General features: G+C 72.6%; 13 protein-coding genes. 8 read left to right on the top strand and 5 right to left on the bottom strand.

Annotated features, from left to right (window positions below):
• Positions 1–63: 63 nt before the first annotated feature.
• The 5 genes from JXZ78_RS05015 (at position 64) to alc (ending at position 5,569) form a co-directional block, all read left to right on the top strand.
• Positions 64–1,785, top strand: a complete 1,722-nt coding sequence (locus JXZ78_RS05015; protein ID WP_030020580.1) for an alpha-L-fucosidase — start codon at positions 64–66, stop codon at positions 1,783–1,785.
• A 78-nt stretch (positions 1,786–1,863) separates the two neighbouring features.
• Entirely contained in the window at positions 1,864–2,106 is a 243-nt protein-coding gene (locus tag JXZ78_RS05010; protein ID WP_030020579.1) for a hypothetical protein, read from the top strand.
• 211 nt (positions 2,107–2,317) lie between these two features.
• A complete protein-coding gene (locus JXZ78_RS05005; protein ID WP_030020578.1) occupies positions 2,318–3,295 on the top strand; it encodes an acyl-ACP desaturase in 978 nt (325 codons plus the stop codon).
• A gap of 33 nt (positions 3,296–3,328) precedes the next feature.
• Positions 3,329–4,294, top strand: coding sequence for a LysR family transcriptional regulator (locus JXZ78_RS05000; protein WP_238782679.1), 966 nt, complete (start codon positions 3,329–3,331; stop codon positions 4,292–4,294).
• A gap of 117 nt (positions 4,295–4,411) precedes the next feature.
• On the top strand, positions 4,412–5,569 hold the full coding sequence (gene alc / locus JXZ78_RS04995; RefSeq protein WP_030020576.1) for an allantoicase: 1,158 nt from the start codon (positions 4,412–4,414) through the stop codon (positions 5,567–5,569).
• Positions 5,570–5,871: 302 nt separating this feature from the next.
• On the opposite strand, the gene pepN (JXZ78_RS04990) is transcribed toward alc, so the two are convergent.
• The gene (gene pepN / locus JXZ78_RS04990; RefSeq protein WP_030020575.1) at positions 5,872–8,448 is read right to left on the bottom strand and encodes an aminopeptidase N; all 2,577 of its coding nucleotides are present in this window, start codon (positions 8,446–8,448) and stop codon (positions 5,872–5,874) included.
• Between the two features lie 136 nt (positions 8,449–8,584).
• On the opposite strand from pepN (JXZ78_RS04990), the gene JXZ78_RS04985 reads away from it, so the two are divergent.
• Both JXZ78_RS04985 and JXZ78_RS04980 read left to right on the top strand, forming a co-directional pair.
• The gene (locus JXZ78_RS04985; RefSeq protein ID WP_050502537.1) at positions 8,585–9,175 is read left to right on the top strand and encodes a Uma2 family endonuclease; all 591 of its coding nucleotides are present in this window, start codon (positions 8,585–8,587) and stop codon (positions 9,173–9,175) included.
• 209 nt (positions 9,176–9,384) lie between these two features.
• Positions 9,385–9,906: a DUF1203 domain-containing protein gene (locus JXZ78_RS04980; RefSeq protein WP_030020572.1), complete on the top strand. Its 522-nt coding sequence runs from the start codon at positions 9,385–9,387 to the stop codon at positions 9,904–9,906.
• A 70-nt stretch (positions 9,907–9,976) separates the two neighbouring features.
• Here JXZ78_RS04980 and JXZ78_RS04975 read toward each other — a convergent pair whose 3' ends face one another.
• Both JXZ78_RS04975 and JXZ78_RS04970 read right to left on the bottom strand, forming a co-directional pair.
• A complete protein-coding gene (locus JXZ78_RS04975) occupies positions 9,977–11,008 on the bottom strand; it encodes an aspartate-semialdehyde dehydrogenase (protein WP_030020571.1) in 1,032 nt (343 codons plus the stop codon).
• An 83-nt stretch (positions 11,009–11,091) separates the two neighbouring features.
• Positions 11,092–14,430 (bottom strand): S8 family serine peptidase, encoded by a 3,339-nt coding sequence (locus tag JXZ78_RS04970; RefSeq protein ID WP_030020570.1) that lies wholly within the window; start codon positions 14,428–14,430, stop codon positions 11,092–11,094.
• Positions 14,431–14,833: 403 nt separating this feature from the next.
• Here JXZ78_RS04970 and JXZ78_RS04965 point away from each other — a divergent pair, with 403 nt between their 5' ends.
• Positions 14,834–16,645, top strand: coding sequence for a TIGR03767 family metallophosphoesterase (locus JXZ78_RS04965; protein WP_238782678.1), 1,812 nt, complete (start codon positions 14,834–14,836; stop codon positions 16,643–16,645).
• 30 nt (positions 16,646–16,675) lie between these two features.
• On the opposite strand, the gene JXZ78_RS04960 is transcribed toward JXZ78_RS04965, so the two are convergent.
• Both JXZ78_RS04960 and pepN (JXZ78_RS04955) read right to left on the bottom strand, forming a co-directional pair.
• Complete coding sequence (locus JXZ78_RS04960) at positions 16,676–17,722, bottom strand: putative endonuclease domain-containing protein (protein WP_030020568.1); 1,047 nt, start codon at positions 17,720–17,722, stop codon at positions 16,676–16,678.
• Positions 17,723–17,903: 181 nt separating this feature from the next.
• On the bottom strand, positions 17,904–20,486 hold the full coding sequence (gene pepN, locus JXZ78_RS04955; protein WP_030020567.1) for an aminopeptidase N: 2,583 nt from the start codon (positions 20,484–20,486) through the stop codon (positions 17,904–17,906).
• Between the last annotated feature and the right edge of the window lie 28 nt (positions 20,487–20,514).

The following is a 20,514-nucleotide window of genomic DNA, read 5'->3' as shown; positions in this document are numbered from 1 at the left end:
CACCATGCCGTGGACGCCATCCAAGAGATCCGACCATCACCGGTCGGGGAGTTGGAGGGAACCATGGCAAGAAGCTGGTCACGCGCCCGTTTCCGCTCCGTCTTCGCGCTCACCGCCGCCGCTGCCCTCGCGCTGCCGTTCCCGCTCCAGGCCACCGCCGCCGACGGACATCCGGAACCCGTCCGTCCGGCGGCCCTCGCCCGCCCACCCGCCGCGCACCCCTGCCAGGGCCCCGTGCGCCCCGCCTCCCAGATGACCGTCCTGCCCTGCGACACTCCGGCGCGGATCGTCGAGAAGGCCGCCCACGTCGTGCCGACCGCCGCGCAGCGCGCCTGGCAGGAACGGGAGGTCACCGCGTTCACGCACTTCGGGATGAACACGTTCACCGGCCGCGAGTGGGGCTCCGGTACGGAGGACCCGGGGTGGTTCGCGCCGCCGCGCATCGATGTGGACCAGTGGATGCGCGCGTACAAGGCGGCGGGCGCCGAGCAGGTCATGCTGACCGTGAAGCACCACGACGGCTTCGTGCTCTACCCCAGCCGCTACACCCCGCACACCGTACGGGCGAGCCCCGGACAGCCGGACGTCGTCGGCGCGTACGTGCGGGCCGCCCGTAAGGCCGGGCTCAAGGTCGGCCTCTACCTCTCCCCGTCCGACGGCGCCGAGCTGCCGCACGCCTGGCACGCGCGCTGGGTCGAGGAGGTCCGGCGCAAGCAGGCCGAGGGCAAGCCGCTCAGCCTGCCGGAACGGGTCGCCCTGGCGGACCGCGGCCGGGCCCCCGCCGGGCTGGGCCGCTTCGGCAACGGCAGCCCCGTCACCGAGCGCACCCTCCCCACCCTCGTCCCCGGTGACGACCGCGCCGGCGCCGTACGCGACGGCCGGCTGCCCTCCTTCACCGTCCGCGCCGACGATTACGACGCGTACTACCTCAACCAGGTCTACGAACTGCTCACCCAGTACGGGCCGGTCGAGGAACTGTGGCTGGACGGCGCGAACCCGTGGGCGGCCGCCGGGATCACGCAGAAGTACGACGTGCGCCAGTGGTTCGAGACGATCCGGCACCTCTCGCCGCGCACCGTCGTCTTCCAGGGGCCGCAGGGCGTGCGCTGGGTCGGCAACGAGCGGGGCGTGGCGCGCGAGACGGAGTGGAGCGTCACCCCGTCCGCCGTCGACCCCTGGTCGGTGCTCTCCGGCGGCCTGCCCAACGACTCCACCGACGCCGACATCGGCTCCCGCGCCAAGCTGCTCGCGCCGGCCACCAAGTACCTCCAGTGGTATCCGGCGGAGGCGGACGTCTCGATCCGGCCCGGCTGGTTCCACCACCCCTGGGAGCGGCCCAAGACGCCCGCCCAGCTGCTGGGGCTGTACGAGAAGAGCGTGGGCCGCAACGCGTCGCTGCTGCTCAATGTGCCGCCGGGGCGCAGCGGGCGGATCGGCGCGGCGGATGCCGCCGCCCTCACCGGCTTCGGGCGGGCCGTACGGGAGACGTACGGGAAGGATTTGCTGACGGGCGGGCGGGGTGCGGCCACGCGCCCGGGAGGCGTCACGTTCGACCGGGTCGGGCTCGGGGAGGACCTGTGGCACGGGCAGCGGGTGGAACGTTTCGCCGTCGAGGCGCGGACCGGCGGGACGTGGCGGCGGATCGCCGAGGGGACGACCGTCGGTCACCGGCGCATCCTGGCGCTGCCCACGCCGGTGACCGCCGACGCCGTACGCGTACGGGTCCTCGCGGCCCGGGCCGCGCCGCATCTGACGCCGGTGACGGCTCATCTGTCCGGCACCTGAACGTCCCCCGGCCGTCCAGGTCAACCGTTAGGCCACCCCGGACGCGCGAGGGTGAACGGCGTCCGATACGTTGACCTCGTGAGCAATCTGGTCAAGAAGAACGCCCTGCGCGCCGGAACCATCACGGCCGGCACCGCGCTGATGCTGCTGATGTCGTCCCCCGCGTTCGCGCTCACCCGCGACGATGGTGACGACCCGGGTCCGGGCCTGAGTGTCGTCCAGACGCTCGGCCTCTATGTCGCCGCTCCCATCGTCCTCTTCCTGGTCATCGCCGGCCTGGTCATGGCGGGCGACAAGTCCCGCAAGCAGTCCAAGGCCTGATCCAGGACTCCTTCCCACGCCTCTTCGAGGGCGCCCGCAGGTTCGCGAGAACCGGCGGGCGCCCTCTTTTGCGTGCCCGCGTATACCGCACCGGACCGCCGCGCCCCTTCAGCGGAGGGCGGGATTCCGACGGGGGCTTGTTTTGACGTGGGCCTAACCTACGATGGCGTAACCTACGGAGCCGTAGGTAACCCCGTCCCCAGGAGTACCCGTGACCATCGCCCCCGACCGCCACGCCGAAGAGCGCGGCCAGGCCGCATGGAGCGACGCCCGGCTGCTGTACGCGCTCGAAGAGGTCGTCGAGAAGGAGCTCAACCGGCACCTGAAGGCCGCCAAGGACTGGATGCCGCACGAGTACGTGCCCTGGAGCGACGGCCGCAACTTCGACGGCGTCATGGGCGGCGAACCGTGGGCCCCCGAGCAGTCCAAGGTCAGCGACATAGGGCGGACCGCCCTGGTAGTCAACCTGCTGACCGAGGACAACCTGCCCAGCTACCACCACGAGATCGCCACCCTCTTCGGGCGGGACGGCGCCTGGGGGACCTGGGTGCACCGCTGGACGGCGGAGGAGGGCCGGCACGGCATCGTCATGCGGGACTACCTGCTCACCAGCCGGGCCGTGGACCCGGTCGAGCTGGAGAACTTCCGGATGGCGCACATGTCGGCCGGCTTCGAGTCCGACAACGCGCACAGCATGCTGCACTCGATCGCGTACGTCGCCTTCCAGGAGCTGGCGACCCGCATCTCGCACCGCAACACCGGCCACCACTCCGGCGACCCGGTCTGCGACCGGATGCTGTCCCGCATCGCCACCGACGAGAACCTGCACATGGTCTTCTACCGGAACCTGCTCGCCGCCGCCTTCGAGCTCGCGCCCGACCAGACCATGTGCTCCGTACGGGACGTGGTCACCGGCTTCCGTATGCCGGGCCACGGCATGCCCGGCTTCGAGCGCGCCGCGGCCCGGATGGCGATCGGCGGGATCTACAACCTGCGCATCCACCACGACGACGTGCTCCAGCCGGTGCTGCGCTACCTGAAGGTCCTGGAGATCGGCGGCCTCGGGCCGGCCGGACTGCGGGCCCAGGAGGAGCTGGGGCTGTTCATGGACGGGCTGGACGACCAGGCGCGCGCGTTCGACGAGCGGCTGGCGGCCCGGGCCGCCCGCCGGGCGGCCCGCGGCCGGTAGGGGCGTGGACCGCCCGGTGCGTACGCTGCCCGCATGGCCGACTGGGACGTCAAGAAGCTGCGCATCCTGCGCACCCTCCACGAGCTGGGCACGGTCACCGCGGCCGCGGAGGCGCTGCACCTGACGCCCTCGGCGGTCTCGCAGCAGCTGACCGGGCTGGCCCGGCAGCTCGGGGTGACGCTCTTGGAGGCCCACGGCCGGCGCGTGCGCCTGACGGACGCCGCGCACCTGGTGCTGCGGCACGCCGAAGCCGTCTTCGCCCAACTGGAACGCGCGGACGCCGAGCTGCTCGGCTACCTCCAGGGCGAGGCGGGGGAGGTACGGGTCGGCGCGTTCTCCACCTCGATCCCCGCGCTGGTGGTCCCCGCCGTACGGGAGCTGCGCGGCTCGCACCCCGGCCTCGCGGTGTCCGTACGGGAGGCGGAGGCGGCGGAGGCGTACGAGCTGCTGGCGGAGGGCAGCGTGGACCTCGCGCTCTCGCTGGCCGCGCACGCGCCGACGCCGCGCGACCCCAAGTTCACACGGGTCGCGCTGCTCGCCGACCCGCTGGACGTGGCACTGCCCGCGGGGCACCCGCTGGCGGACGAGCCGGGGCTGCGGCTGGCCGATCTGGCGGGCGAGCAGTGGATCTTCGGCAGCAGCGGCCCTTGGTCGCAGATCACGACGACCGCGTGCGAGCACGCCGGTTTCGTCCCGGAACGGGCGCACGCCGCGGCCGACTGGGACGCGATCCTGGCCATGGTCGGCGCGGGCATGGGGGTGGCGCTGGTGCCCCGGATGGCGATGTCGGGGGCGCGGGGCCGGTCCGAGCCCGTACGGGGCGAGAGTGGTGCCGCCGCGGTGGCGGTGCGGGTGCTCCGTGCCGACCAGCCGCGGCGGCATGTCGTGGCGGCGGTACGGCGCGGGGCGGAGGGGGCGCCGGGGCTGGCACGGGTGCTGGCCGCGCTCCGGCGGGTCGCCGAGAGGGCGGCCGTGCCACCGGACGAGGCGGCTCTCTGATCCCGACCGTTCAGCCTGCCTGAACATACCCTCCAGAAACTTTCGATAGACCTGGATTAAACGTTCCTGCCATCGTCGAGGAGTCCGCGTCACACCACCCCTCACCGAAGGGCAGAGATGACCAGTACTCCGGCCGCCGCCTCCTCCACCGACCCGCACGCCAACGACGCCGCCCCGTACGGCGGCGGCGATCCGTACGCGGACTACCGCGGCGGGGACTTCCCCTTCACCTCGCTCGTCGACCTCGCCGACCGCCGCTTCGGCGCCGGCGTGATCGCCGCGAACGACGAGTTCTTCGCCGAGCGCGAGAACCTGCTGAAGCCCGGCCCCGCGGTCTTCGACCCGGAGCGCTTCGGCCACAAGGGCAAGATCATGGACGGCTGGGAGACCCGGCGGCGGCGCGGAGCCGACGGCGCGCACCCCTTCCCCACCGACGACGAGCACGACTGGGCGCTGATCCGCCTGGCCGCCCCCGGCGTCGTCCGGGGCGTCATCGTCGACACCGCCCACTTCCGCGGCAACTACCCGCAGCAGATCACCGTCGAGGCCACCGCGCTCCCCGGCAGCCCGAGCCCCGCCGACCTGCTCGCCGACACCGTGAAGTGGGAGGAGATCGTCCCCCGTACCCCGGTGCGCGGCCACGCCGCCAACGGCTTCGAGGTGACGGCCGAACGCCGCTTCACCCACCTGCGCCTCAAGCAGCACCCCGACGGCGGCGTCGCCCGGCTGCGGGTGTACGGCGAGGTCGTGCCCGACCCGGCGTGGCTGGACGTGCTCGGCACCGTCGACCTGGCGTCCGTCATGCACGGCGGCGTCGTCGAGGACGCCTCCGACCGCTTCTACTCCTCGCCCGCCCAGATCATCCAGCCCGACCTGTCCCGCAAGATGGACGACGGCTGGGAGAACCGCCGCCGCCGCGTGCGCGACACCAACGACTGGGTACGGTTCCGCCTCGCCGCGCAGGGCGAGATACGCGCCGTCGAGATCGACACCGCGTACCTGAAGGGCAACGCGGCGGGCTGGGCGGCGCTCTACGGCTGCGACGCGGAGACCGCCGACCCGGCGGACGACGCCTCCTGGTTCGAGATCCTGCCGCAGACCGGGCTCCAGCCCGACACCCCGCACCGCTTCGCGCTCCCGCGCCCGGTGACCGCGACACACGTACGGCTGGACGTCTTCCCCGACGGCGGCCTCGCCCGCCTGCGCCTGCACGGCGACCTCACCGACACCGGCCGCGCCGCACTCGTCCGCCGCTTCGACGAACTGAACGGCTGACCCGCCTGCCCACCGGGCCCGCACCGGGCTCCGTACCGGGCGCACCGGGCCCGCACCAGGCTCCGTGCGCTCGCGCACCGGGCCCGCACCGGGCCCGTACCGCGTCCGCATCGGGCCCCGCCGGAGGGGGGCGGGGCCCGGCGGCGACCGGCTCGCCCGGCAGACGGCAGCGCCCGACGCGCCGCCTGCCGGGCGTCACCATGCCCGCGGCGGCCCGCGGCGGCCCCACCGGCGCCCGGCACGGACGACGAAGCGCCCCGGACCACCCGGTCCGGGGCGCTTCCCGTGGGTCCGGCGCGCCGTTACGCGGCTGCCGCGTCCGCCCGCTGGGCCTTCAGCGCGCGCTCGACGCCGGAGCGGGACTCCGTCACCAGGCGGCGCAGGGCCGCGCCCGGCTCGGCCGAGGCGAGCCAGGCGTCGGTCGCGTCCAGGGTCTCCTGGGAGACCTGGAGGGACGGGTACAGGCCGACCGCGATCTGCTGGGCCATCTCGTGGCTGCGGCTGTTCCAGACGCTCTTGACCACGGCGAAGTACTTGTCCGCGTACGGCGCCAGCAGCTCCCGCTGGTCGGTCTGGACGAAGCCGCCGATCACGGCCTCCTGCACCGCGTTGGGCAGCTTGTCGCTCTCCACGACCGACGCCCAGGCCTCCGCCTTGGCCTCGGCGGTCGGCCGGGACGCCCGGGCCGCCGCGGCGTGCCGCTCGCCCGCCGAGGTCCGGTCGCGCTCCAGCTCCGCGTCGATGACCTTGTCGTCGGCGCGGCCGGTCGTGGCGAGCCGCTGGACGAGTGCCCAGCGCAGCTCGGTGTCCACGGCCAGGCCGGGCAGCTCCTGCGTGCCGTCCAGCAGGCCCTGGACCAGCTCCAGCTGGGTGTCGGTACGGGCCGCGGCGATGAACGCGCGGGCCCAGGCCAGCTGGTGGTCGCTGCCGGGGGCCGCGGCCCGCAGCTGCTCCAGCGCCGCCTCGGTCCACTTCGCGAGGCCGGTCTCCCGCCAGGCAGGGGCCGCGTACAGCTCCAGCGCCAGCTTCACCTGGCGGTGCAGCGACTGCACGACGCCGATGTCGGACTCCTTGGCGATGCCCGACAGCACCAGTTCCAGGTACTCACGGGTGGGCAGCTCGCCGTCCCGCGTCATGTCCCATGCCGACGCCCAGCACAGCGCGCGCGGCAGCGACTCGGTGAAGTCACCCAGGTGCTCGGTGACGACGCGCAGCGAGTCCTCGTCCAGGCGGACCTTCGCGTACGTCAGGTCGTCGTCGTTGAGGAGGATGACGGCCGGGCGGGGCGTGCCGGCGGGGAAGGGCACCTCGGTGCGCTCGCCGTCCACGTCCAGCTCGATCCGGTTCGTACGGACGAGCTTGCCGTCCTTGAGGTCGTAGCAGCCGATCGCGATGCGGTGCGGGCGCAGCACCGGCTCGCCCTTGGCGCCGGCCGGCAGCGCAGGGGCCTCCTGGCGCACGGCGAAGGAGGTGACCGTACCGTCCTCGGCGACCGTCAGCTCCGGACGCAGCACGTTGATGCCGGCCGTCTCCAGCCACGCCTTCGACCAGGTCTTCAGATCCCGGCCGCTGGTCTCCTCCAGCGCGCCGAGGAGGTCGGACAAGCGGGTGTTCTTGAAGGCGTGCGCCTTGAAGTACGCCTGGACGCCCTGGAAGAACTCGTCCATGCCGACGTAGGCGACGAGCTGCTTGAGGACGGAAGCGCCCTTGGCGTAGGTGATGCCGTCGAAGTTGACGAGCACGTCGTCCAGGTCGCGGATCTCGGCCATGATCGGGTGCGTGGAGGGCAGCTGGTCCTGCCGGTACGCCCAGGTCTTCATCGAGTTCGCGAAGCTGGTCCAGGCGTGCGGCCAGCGGCTGCCCGGGGCGTGCGCCTGGCAGGCGATGGAGGTGTACGTGGCGAACGACTCGTTCAGCCACAGGTCGTTCCACCACTCCATGGTGACCAGATCGCCGAACCACATGTGCGCCAGCTCGTGCAGAATGGTCTCGGCACGCCCCTCGTACGCGGCGTCCGTCACCTTCGAGCGGAAGACGTACTGGTCGCGGATGGTCACCGCGCCCGCGTTCTCCATCGCGCCCGCGTTGAACTCCGGCACGAAGAGCTGGTCGTACTTGGCGAACGGGTACGCGAAGTCGAACTTCTCCTCGAACCAGTCGAAGCCCTGCCGGGTGACCTCGAAGATCGCGTCCGCGTCGAGGTGCTCGGCCAGCGAAGGACGGCAGTAGATGCCCAGCGGCACCGAGCGTCCGTCGCCCTCCCAGGTGCTGTGCACGCTGTGGTACGGGCCGGCGATCAGCGCGGTGATGTAGGTGGAGATCCGCTGCGTCGGCGCGAAGCGCCACACGTTGTCCTGCGGCTCGGGCGCCGGTGAGTTGGAGATCACCGTCCAGCCCTCCGGGGCCTTGACGGTGAAGGTGAAGGCCGCCTTCAGGTCCGGCTGCTCGAAGCTGGCGAACACCCGGCGGGCGTCCGGCACCTCGAACTGCGTGTAGAGGTACGCCTGCTGGTCGACCGGATCGACGAAGCGGTGCAGGCCCTCACCGGAGTTGGTGTACGCGCAGTCCGCGACGACCCGCAGCTCGTTGCGGCCCTCCCGCAGCCCCGCGAGCGCGATCCGGGAGTCCGCGAAGACCGTGCCCGGGTCCAGGCTCTCACCGTTGAGCACTACCTCGTGCACCGTCGGCGCCACCAGGTCGATGAACGATTCCGCACCCGCCTCGGCAGCGTCGAAGCGCACCGTGGTCACCGAGCGGAACGTACCGCCCTCACCCGCCTCCTGCGCACCGGAGAGGTCCAGATCGATCTCGTACGCGTCCACACTCAGCAGCCGCGCCCGCTGCTGCGCCTCGTCGCGGGTCAGATTCGTGCCAGGCACCCGTTCATCTCCTTCGCTTCGGACTTTGGGCCATCCTTCCACGCGGCGCGGGATCACCCGATAGAGGGCAACGACGGATATCGTGCGTCCCAAAGCGGCCGCCGACCCTACGCTCCGGCTGAAAGGAGGCGCCGCGATGACCCTGATGCATCACGACACTGTTGAGGACATCATGCGGGGCGAGAAGGGCCACGAGCTGCTGCGCTTTCTGGAGAAGATCCCTGAGCTGGACCAGCTCAAGATCGAGCTCATCGACGGAAAGATCGTTATGCAGGCGTCGGCAGCACCGTTCCACAACCGCATCGTTGCTCTGCTCACCGCGCAGGTGCTCGCCGAGGGGTGGGAAGCCCTGCCGGAACAGGCTCTTGTCTCGGACATCTCCAGCTTCGAGCCCAAGGCAGACCTCACCGTCACCGTCGAGGAAGCGATCCGGAGTAATCCGAATCCGCTCCCCGCCGACCGCGTCGACCTCGTCGTTGAAGTTGTCTCCTCCGACCGGGACAGCGATTACATCAAGAAGCGCATGTGGTACGCGATGAGCCGCATCCCCCTCTACCTCCTCGTAGACCCCAATGAATGCATGATCGAGCTGTACTCGGAGCCGGACCACCTGACCTACCGCCGAGTGGACCCGTACCAGTTCGGCGACCAGGTACCGCTCCCCGAACCGTTCTCCTTCGCCATCGACACCTCGCGGTTCAAGCCGTACCCGCCCAAGCTGCCGTAGGGATGGACGACAGGGCGGTACCCGCACCCGCCGCGGCCGAGCCGCCGCGTGCCTCCGGGCTGGAGAGGGATTACACCTCGGCGTGGCAGGAGCGGGACGAGAGTGGTGACGCGCGGTTGTGGGACCGGGTGGTGGGGGACGGGGACGCCGGTCAGCTCCCCGTCCGATTCCCGCCGGAAACAAGCCAGCTGCCCGCCCACCCTGTACGTATGACGACGTACACACCCCTCCCCATCCCCGAAGCCGCCCTCAAGGAACTGCGCGACGCGGACGACTCCGGCCGGGCCATGGAGCCCTACGCCGCCGGGTCCGCGAGTGATCGCATCGGCAGTGTGGGCAGTCCGCTGCGCTGCTGTCTGCGGGCGGTCGAAGAAGGTGAGCGGGTCGCGCTCGTCTCGTACGCGCCGCTGCGGCGGTGGGCCGAGGAACGGCGGGCCCGGCCCGGGGCGTACGACGAGTGCGGGCCGGTGTTCGTCCACGCCGGGGAGTGCGGCGGGCCGGACGGCAGCCGCACCGGGTATCCCTTCGCGCGGCCGGGCGCCCTGCGGACCCTGCGGCGCTACGACGCGGAGGGGCGCATCGTCGGCGGGCGGCTCTTCGAGATCCCCGAGGACGCGGACGCCGGGTTCGACGCGGCCCTCGCGGAGGCGTTCTCGGAGCCGAGTGTGGCGCTGGTGCACGTGCGCGCGCTGGAGTACGGGTGCTTCCACTTCGAGGTGCGGCGGCCGTAACCCGGCACCACGACGCCGCGGGGCCCGTACGGAAGATCCGTACGGGCCCCGCGAAGCGTGCGGTGACGGCTCAGCCGCGCAGTTCCGCCGCGACCAGCTCCGCGATCTGGACCGCGTTCAGGGCCGCGCCCTTGCGCAGGTTGTCGTTGGAGAGGAAGAGCGACAGGCCGTGGTCGACCGTCTCGTCCTTGCGGATGCGGCCCACGTACGAGGCGTCCTGGCCGGCGGCCTGGAGCGGGGTGGGAATGTGCGAGAGGGCGACGCCGGGGGCGCCGGCCAGCAGCTCGGTGGCGCGCTCCGGGGTGATCTCGCGCTCGAAGCGGGCGTTGACCTGGAGCGAGTGGCCGCTGAAGACCGGGACGCGGACGCAGGTGCCGGAGACCTTCAGGCCCGGGATCTCCAGGATCTTGCGGCTCTCGTTGCGGAGCTTCTGCTCCTCGTCGGTCTCGTTCAGACCGTCGTCGACGATGGAGCCGGCCATCGGCAGCACGTTGAAGGCGATCGGGCGGACGTACTTGTCCGGCTCGGGGAAGTCGATGGCCGCGCCGTCGTGGGCGAGCTTGGTGGCGTCCTGCTCGACGGCCTTGCGCACCTGCTCGTCCAGCTCGGCCACGCCGGCCAGGCCGCTGCCGGACACCGCCTGGTAGGTGGAGACGACCAGCGAGGCCAGCCCGGCCTCGGCGTGCAGCGGGCGCAGCACCGGCATGGCGGCCATGGTCGTGCAGTTCGGGTTGGCGATGATGCCCTTGCGGCGCTCGGAGATCGCCTGCGGGTTGACCTCGGAGACGATCAGCGGGACGTCGGGGTCCATCCGCCAGGCGGAGGAGTTGTCGATCACGACCGGGCCCGCGTCGGCGACCTTGGGGGCCAGCGCCTTGGAGGTCGAGCCGCCGGCCGAGAAGAGCACGATGTCCAGACCGGAGTAGTCCGCGGTGGCCGCGTCCTCGATCGTGATCTCGGTGTCCTGCCACGGGAGCGTGCGCCCGGCGGAGCGGGCCGAGGCGAACAGTCGCAGCTGCTCCACCGGGAAGTTCCGCTCGGCGAGGATGCCCCGCATCACGCCGCCGACCTGACCGGTGGCTCCGACGATTCCGATCCTCATGGCACTCCTTGTTCGGTACGTACAGCAGCGGAACGGGTGCCGTGGAGGGCACCCGCCCCGTTACTGTCCACTATCTCAGGCCGTTACGGCACGACCTTTTCGATGCGCACGCCGCCGCTGCCCGTGACCGTCCCGGACCCGTTCAGCAGCTGGACCTCGCCGAAGAACTCACGTCCGGCGGGGGCCGGGCCCGCGACCGATACCTCGGCCGTGACCTGCGTCGATGCTCCGCTACCCAGCTTCACCGGTTTCGATTCGTCCGTCTTGAGCGAGCCGAGTCCGGCGGAGTAGTACACATCACGGTAGTCGTAGGCGGTGCTGCCCGCGGGGATCGCGTAGCCGTCCACGACGACGGTGTAGGTGCCCGGCGCGGGCTTGGCGATGCTGACCGCCTCGTCCGAGGTGCCGGTCGCCGACGAGGCGACGACCTTGCCGCCGAGCAGGACGCTCAGGTCCAGGTCGGCCTTGGCGTCGGCGGGCGCGCCGATCGCGGCGTCCAGCCGGGACACGCCGCTGCCCACGACGATCTCGTACCGCTGCGACGTGCCTTCCTTGATCGTCGGGCGCTCCGTACGGGACGAGCCCAGCTCGCCGCCCTTGAGGGTGCCCTCGACGGCGGCGAAGGCGTTGGTGACCTTCCAGGCCACCGGGGCCGGGCTGCCGACCTTGGCCTCCGGCAGGACGCGCACGGCCGGGTCGAAGGTGGTGCCGAGCGCGGCCGCGGTGACCGTGTACGGGTTGTTCAGCAGCGGCGAGGTGCGCCGCGCCTCGACCTCGATCTCCCAGACGCCGGGCGCCGGGTTCTTGTAGGTGCGCCGCGTCGGGTCGCACGTGTTGGCGGGGTTCGGGTAGTTCGGGTAGCAGTTCGGGGTGCCGGTCGGGTCGACCGGGACGCCCTGCGGGCTGAGCGCGATCCAGCGCGTCTGGCTGCCGGCCGCGAGCCCGCTCATCGAGACCTGGAGGGCCTTGGCGCCCTTCGGGACGGTGATGAAGTGGGAGGTGGTGGCGTTGCGCTGGACGGTGCCGGACTTGGCGACGGCGTGGCTGGGCGCGGCCAGCGGCTCGGCGGCCACCACGGTGGCGAGGATCTTGCGGTCGACGCCCTCGGTGCGCGGGTCGTCCAGGTCGATGGTGACGCTGTGGATGCCGGCGGTCCGCGGCTTGGCGGTGATCTCGAACGTGACGGGGCGGTTCAGCGGCAGCCAGACCGCGCCGTCCTCGTCCGGCAGGTCGAAGGTGCCGTCGTTGTTGATCAGGTCGAGCTCGTGCCGCACGGGGCGGTCGGGGCCGGTGGTACGGGTGATCGTCACCTCGTACGTGCGGGACTGCCGGACCTTGAGGCCGCCCTCGCGGTCGTACAGGCCGGTGCCGTAGCCGGGCGTCTTCAGGAAGTCGGACAGGGCCGTCTTCACGGGGGCGCGGACGGTGTACTCATGGGCGGCGGCGCCGTGCCGGATCGCGGACCAGGCGGCGCGGATGTCCATCAGGCCGGAGCCCTGCTCGTACGACTGGAAGCCCTTGATCTGCTTGGCGGTCGAGGTGAGCGCGGTGCGCAGCTTCGCCGGGGGCAGCGCGACCCGCTGCTGCTTCGCGGCGGACAGCAGCAGCGCCGAGGCGCCGGTGGCCTGCGGTGCGGCCATCGAGGTGCCCTGGAGCATGGCGTAGCCGGGCGGCAGGTCGTAGCCCGCTTCGGCGGTGGGGCTGCCGGGCTCCCAGGTGGGGATGGTGTTGATGGAGGCGCCGGGCGCGGTGATGACCGGCGTGAAGCCGCCGTCCTCGCGCGGGCCGCGGGAGGAGAAGGGGAGCATGGCGTATTTCCGCGTCACCGCCGAGCCGTAGTTGGCCGCCCAGGTCTCCTTCGAGATGGACGCGCCGACGCTGACGACCTTGTCGGCCAGGCCCGGGTCGCCGATGGTGTTGGCGCCGGGGCCGCTGTTGCCCGCCGAGATGATCAGCTGCACCCCGTAGGTGTCGATCAGCCGGGTGTACAGCTCGGCGCGGGCGTTGTTGCCGTCGTTCAGCGCGGGCAGGCCGCCGATCGACATGTTGACGATGTCCACGCCGCGCTTGGTGACGAGGTCGATCATGCCCTCGGTGAGCGCGATGTTGGTGCAGCCGCCGCTCCAGGTGCAGGCGCGCGAGGAGACCAGCTTGGCGCCGGGGGCGGCGCCGTTCATCTTCCCGCCGAACAGGCCGTTGGCCGCGGTGATGCCCGCGACGTGGGTGCCGTGCTCGGACTCGACGACGCCGATGTTGACGAAGTCGGCCTTCTTGCCCGCCCAGTCCCCGCCGAGCGGGTCCATCGGGACGTCCTTGCGGATCTCCACCGTGAAGGGGATGCGCTCGGCGATCGGGGTGCTCGGGTCGTCCTTGCCGAAGTAGCCGACGTCGAAGCCGTCCTTGTACGGCTTCATGGGCGCATCGTCGGTGAAGTCCCCGTTGTCGTCGAGGTCCACGCGCACGGTCCCGGCGGCCGGGTCGTAGAGCACGCCCCAGCGGTCGGTGGTGTCCCCGTCGCGGTTCAGGTCGCCCTTCATGTCGCCGCCGGTGGTGGCGGCCTCGGCGAAGGTGCTGATCCGGTACGAGCCCTCGGGGGCCTTCCAGGTCCGGCCGCCGTAGGTGAAGGACGGGCCGGAGACGGCGGTGGTCATCGGGCGCCAGGTCTGGTCGCCGTCGCTGATCGGGTCGGTGGCCGTGACCCAGTCGACGATCTTGCGCTCGCCGGTGGTGGTCTTCTGCAGCGCGGGGTGCGCCAGGTCCACACCGGAGTCGAGGATGCCGATGGTCACGCCGCGGCCGTCGGCCTTCGGGTGGTCGCGGACGAAGTCCACCGCGCCGGTCTCGAAGGACGGCTGGTACGGGTTCTTCGCCGGGGTGCCCTTGCCGGGCGCCGGGTAATTGCCGGCCTGCGGCTTCCCCTTGTGCCCGCGGTCCGTGCCGGGCCGCGGGTCCGGCAGCTTGATCTCTTGCCGGAGGTCGATGGCGTGCACGGAGGACAGCTTCCGCATCTTCGCGATGGCCGCGTCGGCCTGCGCGGTGGGCACGGTGGCCCGGACGTAACCGAGCTTGTCGTCCGTACGCCCGACGGAGGCGCCCTTCAGGGAGTCCAGCCCCGCGGCCGCCTGCTCGGTGGAGCCCGGCGCGGTGGCCAGCATCATCGAGACGAACGGGGCGCCGCCGGACTTGGCGCGGGCGAGCAGTTCGGCGTCCTGCGAACCGAGCTTGTCGTGCGGGGACTTCGGCGCGGGGGTGGCGCCGGCGGATATTCGGGCGTCCGGGTCGGCGCCGGCCGCGAAGGCGGCGCCGGCCGCGGTGAGCGCGGGCCCGGCCGCGGTGGCCACGGCGATGGCCGCGACGGCCGCGAGCCGGGCCGTGCGTCTGGCCCGGCCGGCGGCCGGACGCGCTGTGTCGGGGGTGGTCATGGCGCACCTCATCAGGGTGAAGGGTCCGGAAATCGAACCCGTATAACCGCTCAATATGACGTAACGGGGTGGGGTTTGGGGAGGGGAGCGATCACAAGTCTGTGAACATTCGGGCGGCATGTGCCGGGCGTACGGCCGGTGTCAGCGCCCGGCGCTCCGCCGGTCCGGGCCGCCGCCCGCCTGCCCCGTCAGATGAACCTCCGATGTCCGCCGCCCGCCCCCGGCCCGAGGGCCCGGTGACCATCGGCACCCGCCGTGATCCCTGTCCGGCGATCGGCGGCCGGCGTTGCGGCGCGGTTCACCCGTGGGCCACACCCGCTGCCAACGCTCCCTGGCGAGAGGGCGGTCACGGGCGTTCCGCGCCGCCCTCACCGCCGCCCCGTCCGTACCAGGGAGCTCGTGCATGTCCCATACACGGTCCGCCGCCCCGACTGTCCCCGCCGCCCCGGCTGCCCTCGCCACCCCCACGGACCCTGCCGCCTCTGCCGCACCCGCCGCGCCCGCCGTCGACCGCCGTGCCTTCCTCGCCGCCACCGGTGCCGTCGGTGCCACGACCGTGCTCGCGCTGGCGTACGGGCTTGGTGCCGCCCCGGCCGACGCCGGGCCGGACAGACCGGCCCCGACCCTCGTCGCCCCCGAGCCGGTCGCCGCGCCGCCCGTCCCCCGCGTCCCCTACACCGAAGGCACCACCCTCGCCTCGGTCGCCACCCCGGGCGGCGCCGCGGCGGGTTACCGCAGGCTCGCCGAAGGCCCCGGCTGGGACCGTGTCGTACGCCGGGACCTCGCCGCCCCGCGCCCCGGCCGGGCCGACCGGCGCACCGTACTGGCCGCGTTCGTGCAGCTCACCGACCTGCACGTGGTCGACGTGCAGCACCCGCTGCGCTACGAATACCTGCGGGTGCGGTCCGCGGGCGCCTGGCGACCCCAGGAGGCGCTGTCCGTCGCGGGCGCGGTCTCCCTCGTCGAGCGGGTCAACAGCCTGCCCGGCGGGCCCGCCACCGGGGCGCCGCTGTCCTTCGCGATGACCACGGGCGACAACACGGACAACAACTCCAGCATCGAACTCGACTGGTTCCTGACCGCGCTGAGCGGCGGCCGGATCACCCCCAACTCGGGCGACCCGCGGCACTACGAAGGCGTGCAGAACAGCGGCCACCCGCTGTACTGGCAGCCGGACAGCGCCCTGCGCGACGCCGACAAGCTGCGCGGCTTCCCCGGCATACCCGGCTTCCTGGAGGCGGCGACCCGCACGGTCACCAGTCCCGGACTGCACCTGCCCTGGTACTCGACGGCCGGCAACCACGACTCGCTGCCCGCGGGCTGCTGCGCCCCCGACGACCCGTTCCTGGCGGAGGTCGCGACCGGCGGGCGCAAGCTGGAACTGCTGCCGCCCGACGAGGCCATCCGCGCCTACCTGGCGGTGCGCCACGGGCCGGGCCCCGGCAGAAAGGAGTTCGCGGACCTGCTGAGGGCGCACGGGAAGCGGGCGCGCTCCGTGACACCGGACGAACGCCGCGTCCCCTTCACCCGCCCCGCCTACCTGCGCGCCCACCTGGACCCCCGGCACACCGGCCCGGGACCGCACGGGCACGGCTACACGGCGGACGACCTCGAAGCGGACCGGCTCCACTACACGTTCCGGATCGCGGAGGACGTGGTGGGCGTCAGCCTCGACACCACCGACCCCGGCGGCCACCACACCGGCTCCGTCGGATCGGGTCAGCTGCGCTGGCTCGACCGCACGCTGCGGGCGCACGCGTACGAGCACGTCCTCGTCTTCAGCCACCACACCAGTACGTCCATGGACAACACCCTGCCCGACCCGTCCCGCCCGGCCGAGCGGCGGCACAGCGGGCCCGAGCTGGTCGCCCTGCTCGCCCGGCACCGCAACGTACGGGCGTGGATCAACGGGCACAGCCACCGCAACCGCATCACCCCGCACGGCACCTTCTGGGAGGTCACCACCGCCTCGCACATCGACTTCCCGCAGCTGGCGCGGGTCGTGGAGGTGACGGACAACCGGGACGGCACACTGTCCCTGTTCACCACGCTGGTCGAGTCGCACGCGCCGCACCGCACGGACTTCGGCGACCTGTCGCAGCGGGGGCTGGCGGCGCTCTACCGCGAACTGTCCTGCAACGCCCCCGGGGCCCGGAGCGATCTCGCCGGTGACCCGGGCGACCGCAACACCGAGCTGCTGCTGAGGCGGCGCTGAGCGAAGGGCCGTACGCGGCCGTGCGGGTCCTCAGCGCGGCAGCACCACCACGTACGACCCCGGTTCGTGGTCGTCCGCCGCCATCAGGGCCGTACGGACCACCGCCGCCTGCTGCTCCGGAGCGTCGCGCAGCTTGCGCGGGCCGAGGCGGACGACCGTGATGCCCAGCCGCTCCAGGTGTTCGCGCTTGCGGGCGTACTCCGCCCGCAGCGCCTCGTCCTCCTGGCGGGGCAGCCGCGCGTCGATCTCCACGGCCACCGCCTGTTCGGGCCAGTACGCGTCCACCCCGCCCAGGTGCGGGCCGCCGGGCAGCCGCAGGTCCACGTTCCACAGCGGGTCCGGCAGGCCGTAGTGCCGCACCAGCTCGTAGAGCCGTCCCTCGGCCAGTGCGCGGCCCTCGGCCAGCAGCGCGTGCACGGCGTCCACCACGTGCGGCAGGTTCAGCAGCCGGGCCTGGTTGAACTCCCGTACCACCGCGGCCGCTTCGCAGTGTCCGCCGCGTACCGCCTCGGTCAGCAGCCGGCCCACCGTGCAGGCGTCCGTGAGCCCGCTGACGGCGTCCGCCAGGGCCCGGGGCACGGGGGCCACCGGCACCCCGGTGACCTGCTGCGGCTGTGGCATCACCTGGGCCCGCACGACCTGCGCGAATCCGGTGGTGCGCAGCCGCCGGGTGCGCGGCACCAGCACGTCGATGCGGTCCAGGGAGAGCAGCGGGGGAGCGGAGGAGAAGCGGTGCAGGGCCAGCGCCGCGAGCCCGGTGATCATCGGCTCCGCGGCAGGCGCCGTGCCGGCCTGCGCGGGGACGGCGGTCGGGCGGCTCGCCGCGTACAGCAGGACCGCGTGCAGGCGTTCCTCGCTGGTGGGCGGACCGGGGTGGAGCAGGTGCACGCCCGGCAGCACCTGCTGCCAGGGGCCGCCGGGGCGGCACCGCTCGGCGGTCTCCGCCGCGCCGATGCCGTGTTCGCGCAGCTGGCGGCTGGTCAGTACGCGGGGTCCGCGGCCGGGACGGCCGTGCAGCGGACGGGGCGAGAGCGGGGTGGGGGACTCCCCGCCGGACGTTGGGGAAGTGTGGTTCATGTCCCGGCCATTCCCGCTGCCGCCCGGTCTCCTAACGCCTGTTACACGCCCGTCGACAAACCCGGACAACGCCGTCCTAAAGTACGGACGTTCGAGCGCCGAAAACGGTGGGTCCGGCCGGGGTTGACGCCGGTGCGCGGGTCCGGCCGCACGGCCGGGACCCGCACACGGGAGCCAACGGCTACCGCGCCGCCTGCGCGTCGCAGGCCTGCGCCCGCAGGGCCCGCGCCAGGTCGTCGCGCGACTCCGACACCAGGCGCCGCAGCGCGGACGGCGCGTCCGGGTGCCCGGACAGCCACGCGTCCGCCGCGTCCACCGTCTCCTGACGGTCCTGGTGGGCGGGGAACAGCCCCCGGACGACGGCCATGCCGATCTCGATCGACCGCTCCCGCCAGACCCGCTCGACGGCCGCGAAGTACTTCGGCGCGTACGGGGCCGCCAGGTTCCGCTGCGACGCCTGCACGAAGCCGGAGATCGTCGCCTCGACCAGCGCGTTGGACAGCTCGTCGGACTCCACCACGTCCGCCCACGCCCGCGCCTTGACCTCGGCCGAGGGCCGGGCGGCCAGGCACCGTACGTGGTGGCGGCGGCCCGAGGCGGTGTCGTCGCGCCGCAGTTCGGTGTCCAGGGCGGCCTGGTCGGCGGCGCCGTGCGCGGCCAGCGGCTCCAGGAACGTCCAGCGCAGCTCCTGGTCGACGTCCAGCCCGTCGATCTTCGCGGTGCCGTCCAGCAGGCCCTGGAGGAGCTGGAGGTCGGCAGCCGTGCCGGCCACCGAGGCGAAGAACCGCGCCCAGGACAGCTGGTGACCGCTGCCCGGCTCGGCCAGCCGCAGTTCGTGCAGCGCGCCCTGGGCCAGCTCCCGCGCGGCCAGGTCGCGGTGGCCGGGCGCCGTGTAGTGGGTGAGCGCGTAGCCGGCCTGGGCGTGCAGCGACTGGAGCACGCCGATGTCCGACTCGCGGCCCGCGAAGCGCAGCACCAGGTCGAGGTAGTCACGGGCGGGCATCAGCCCGTCGCGGGTCAGGCCCCACACCGCCGACCAGCACAGCGCGCGCGACAGCGGGTCGGTGATCTCGCCGAGGTGGCCGCGCAGGGTGGCCAGCGACCGCTCGTCGAAGCGGACCTTGCCGTACGTCAGGTCGTCGTCGTTGACCAGGATCAGCTCCGGGCGGTCGGCGCCGGTCAGTTCGGTGACGACCGTGCGCGGGCCGGAGACGTCCAGCTCGGCGCGGGCGTAGCGGACCAGGGCGCCGTCGGCGTTCTCCCGCCGGTACAGGCCCACGGCCACGCGGTGCGGCCGCAGTTCGGGGCGCTCGGGGGAGGCCTCCTGGAGGACGCTCAGGTCGGTGACGCGGCCTTCGGCGTCGTACGTGGCCTGCGGCGTGAGCGCGTTGACGCCCGCCGTCTCCAGCCAGGCGCGCGACCAGGTGGCCAGGTCGCGTCCCGAGGTCTCCTCCAGGACGGACAGCAGGTCGCTCAGGCGGGTGTTGCCGTACGCGTGCCGCTTGAAGTAGCGCCGCGCGCCCTCCAGGAACGCGTCCCGGCCCACGTACGCGACGAGCTGCTTGAGGACGGCCGCGCCCTTGGCGTACGTGATGCCGTCGAAGTTGAGCTTGGCCTCCTCCAGGTCGCCGATGTCGGCGGTGACCGGGTGGGTGGACGGCAGCTGGTCGGCGCGGTACGCCCATGCCTTGCGGCCGTTGGCGAAGGTGATCCAGCCGTTGGTGAAGCGGGTCGCCTCGACCAGGGACAGCGCGCCCATGAAGTCGGCGAACGACTCCTTGAGCCACAGGTCGTCCCACCACTGCATGGTCACCAGGTCGCCGAACCACATGTGCGCCATCTCGTGCAGGATCACGTTGGCGCGGCGCTCGTAGGACGCCTCGGTCACCTTGCCGCGGAAGATGAACTCCTCACGGAAGGTCACACAGCCCGGGTTCTCCATCGCGCCGATGTTGTACTCGGGCACGAAGGCCTGGTCGTACTTGCCGAAGGGGTACGGGTAGTCGAAGTGCTCGTGGAAGAAGTCCAGGCCCTGCTTGGTGACGGTGAAGATGTCCGCGGGGTCGAAGTGCCGCGACAGTCCCTTGCGGCACAGCGCGCCGAGCGGGATCTCCAGCTCCGTGCCGTCGGCCAGGGTGCGCCGGTAGGTGTCGGAGACGTAGTGGTACGGGCCGGCGACGACGGCCGTGATGTACGTCGAGATCGGCCGCGTCTCGGCGAACCGGTACGTGCCCGCCTCGGGCTCGCCCTCCTGGGCGCCGTTGCTGAGCACCACCCAGCCGTCGGGCGCGGTCACCTCGAAGCGGAACGGCGCCTTCAGGTCGGGCTGTTCGAAGGTGGTGAAGACCCGGCGGGCGTCGGCCGGTTCGTACTGCGTGTAGAGGTAGACCTCGCCGTCCTCCGGGTCGACGAAGCGGTGCAGGCCCTCGCCGGTCCGGCTGTACGCGCACTGCGCGTCGACCACCAGGGTGTTCTCCGCGGCCAGGTCCGCCAGCGCGACCCGGGTGCCGTCGAAGACCTCCGCCGGGTCCAGCTCCCGGCCGTTGAGCGTGACGGCGGTGACGGACGGCGCCACCAGGTCGGCGAAGGTGGCGGCCCCCGGCTCGGCACACCGGAAACGCACCGTGGTGCGCGAGCGGAAGGTGCGCGCGGCCTCGCCCTCCAGGACCGCCGACCGCAGGTCCAGCGCCACGTCGTACCCGTCGACGCTCAGCAGTCCGGCCCGCTCCCGGGCCTCGTCTCGGGTCAGATTCTCACCGGGCACGACGTGACTCCCTCGTCCTCGTCTCGTA

The organism is Streptomyces monomycini (assembly GCF_022271435.1).
GTDB lineage: Bacteria > Actinomycetota > Actinomycetes > Streptomycetales > Streptomycetaceae > Streptomyces > Streptomyces monomycini.
This window is presented reverse-complemented; position numbering and strand designations above follow the sequence as displayed.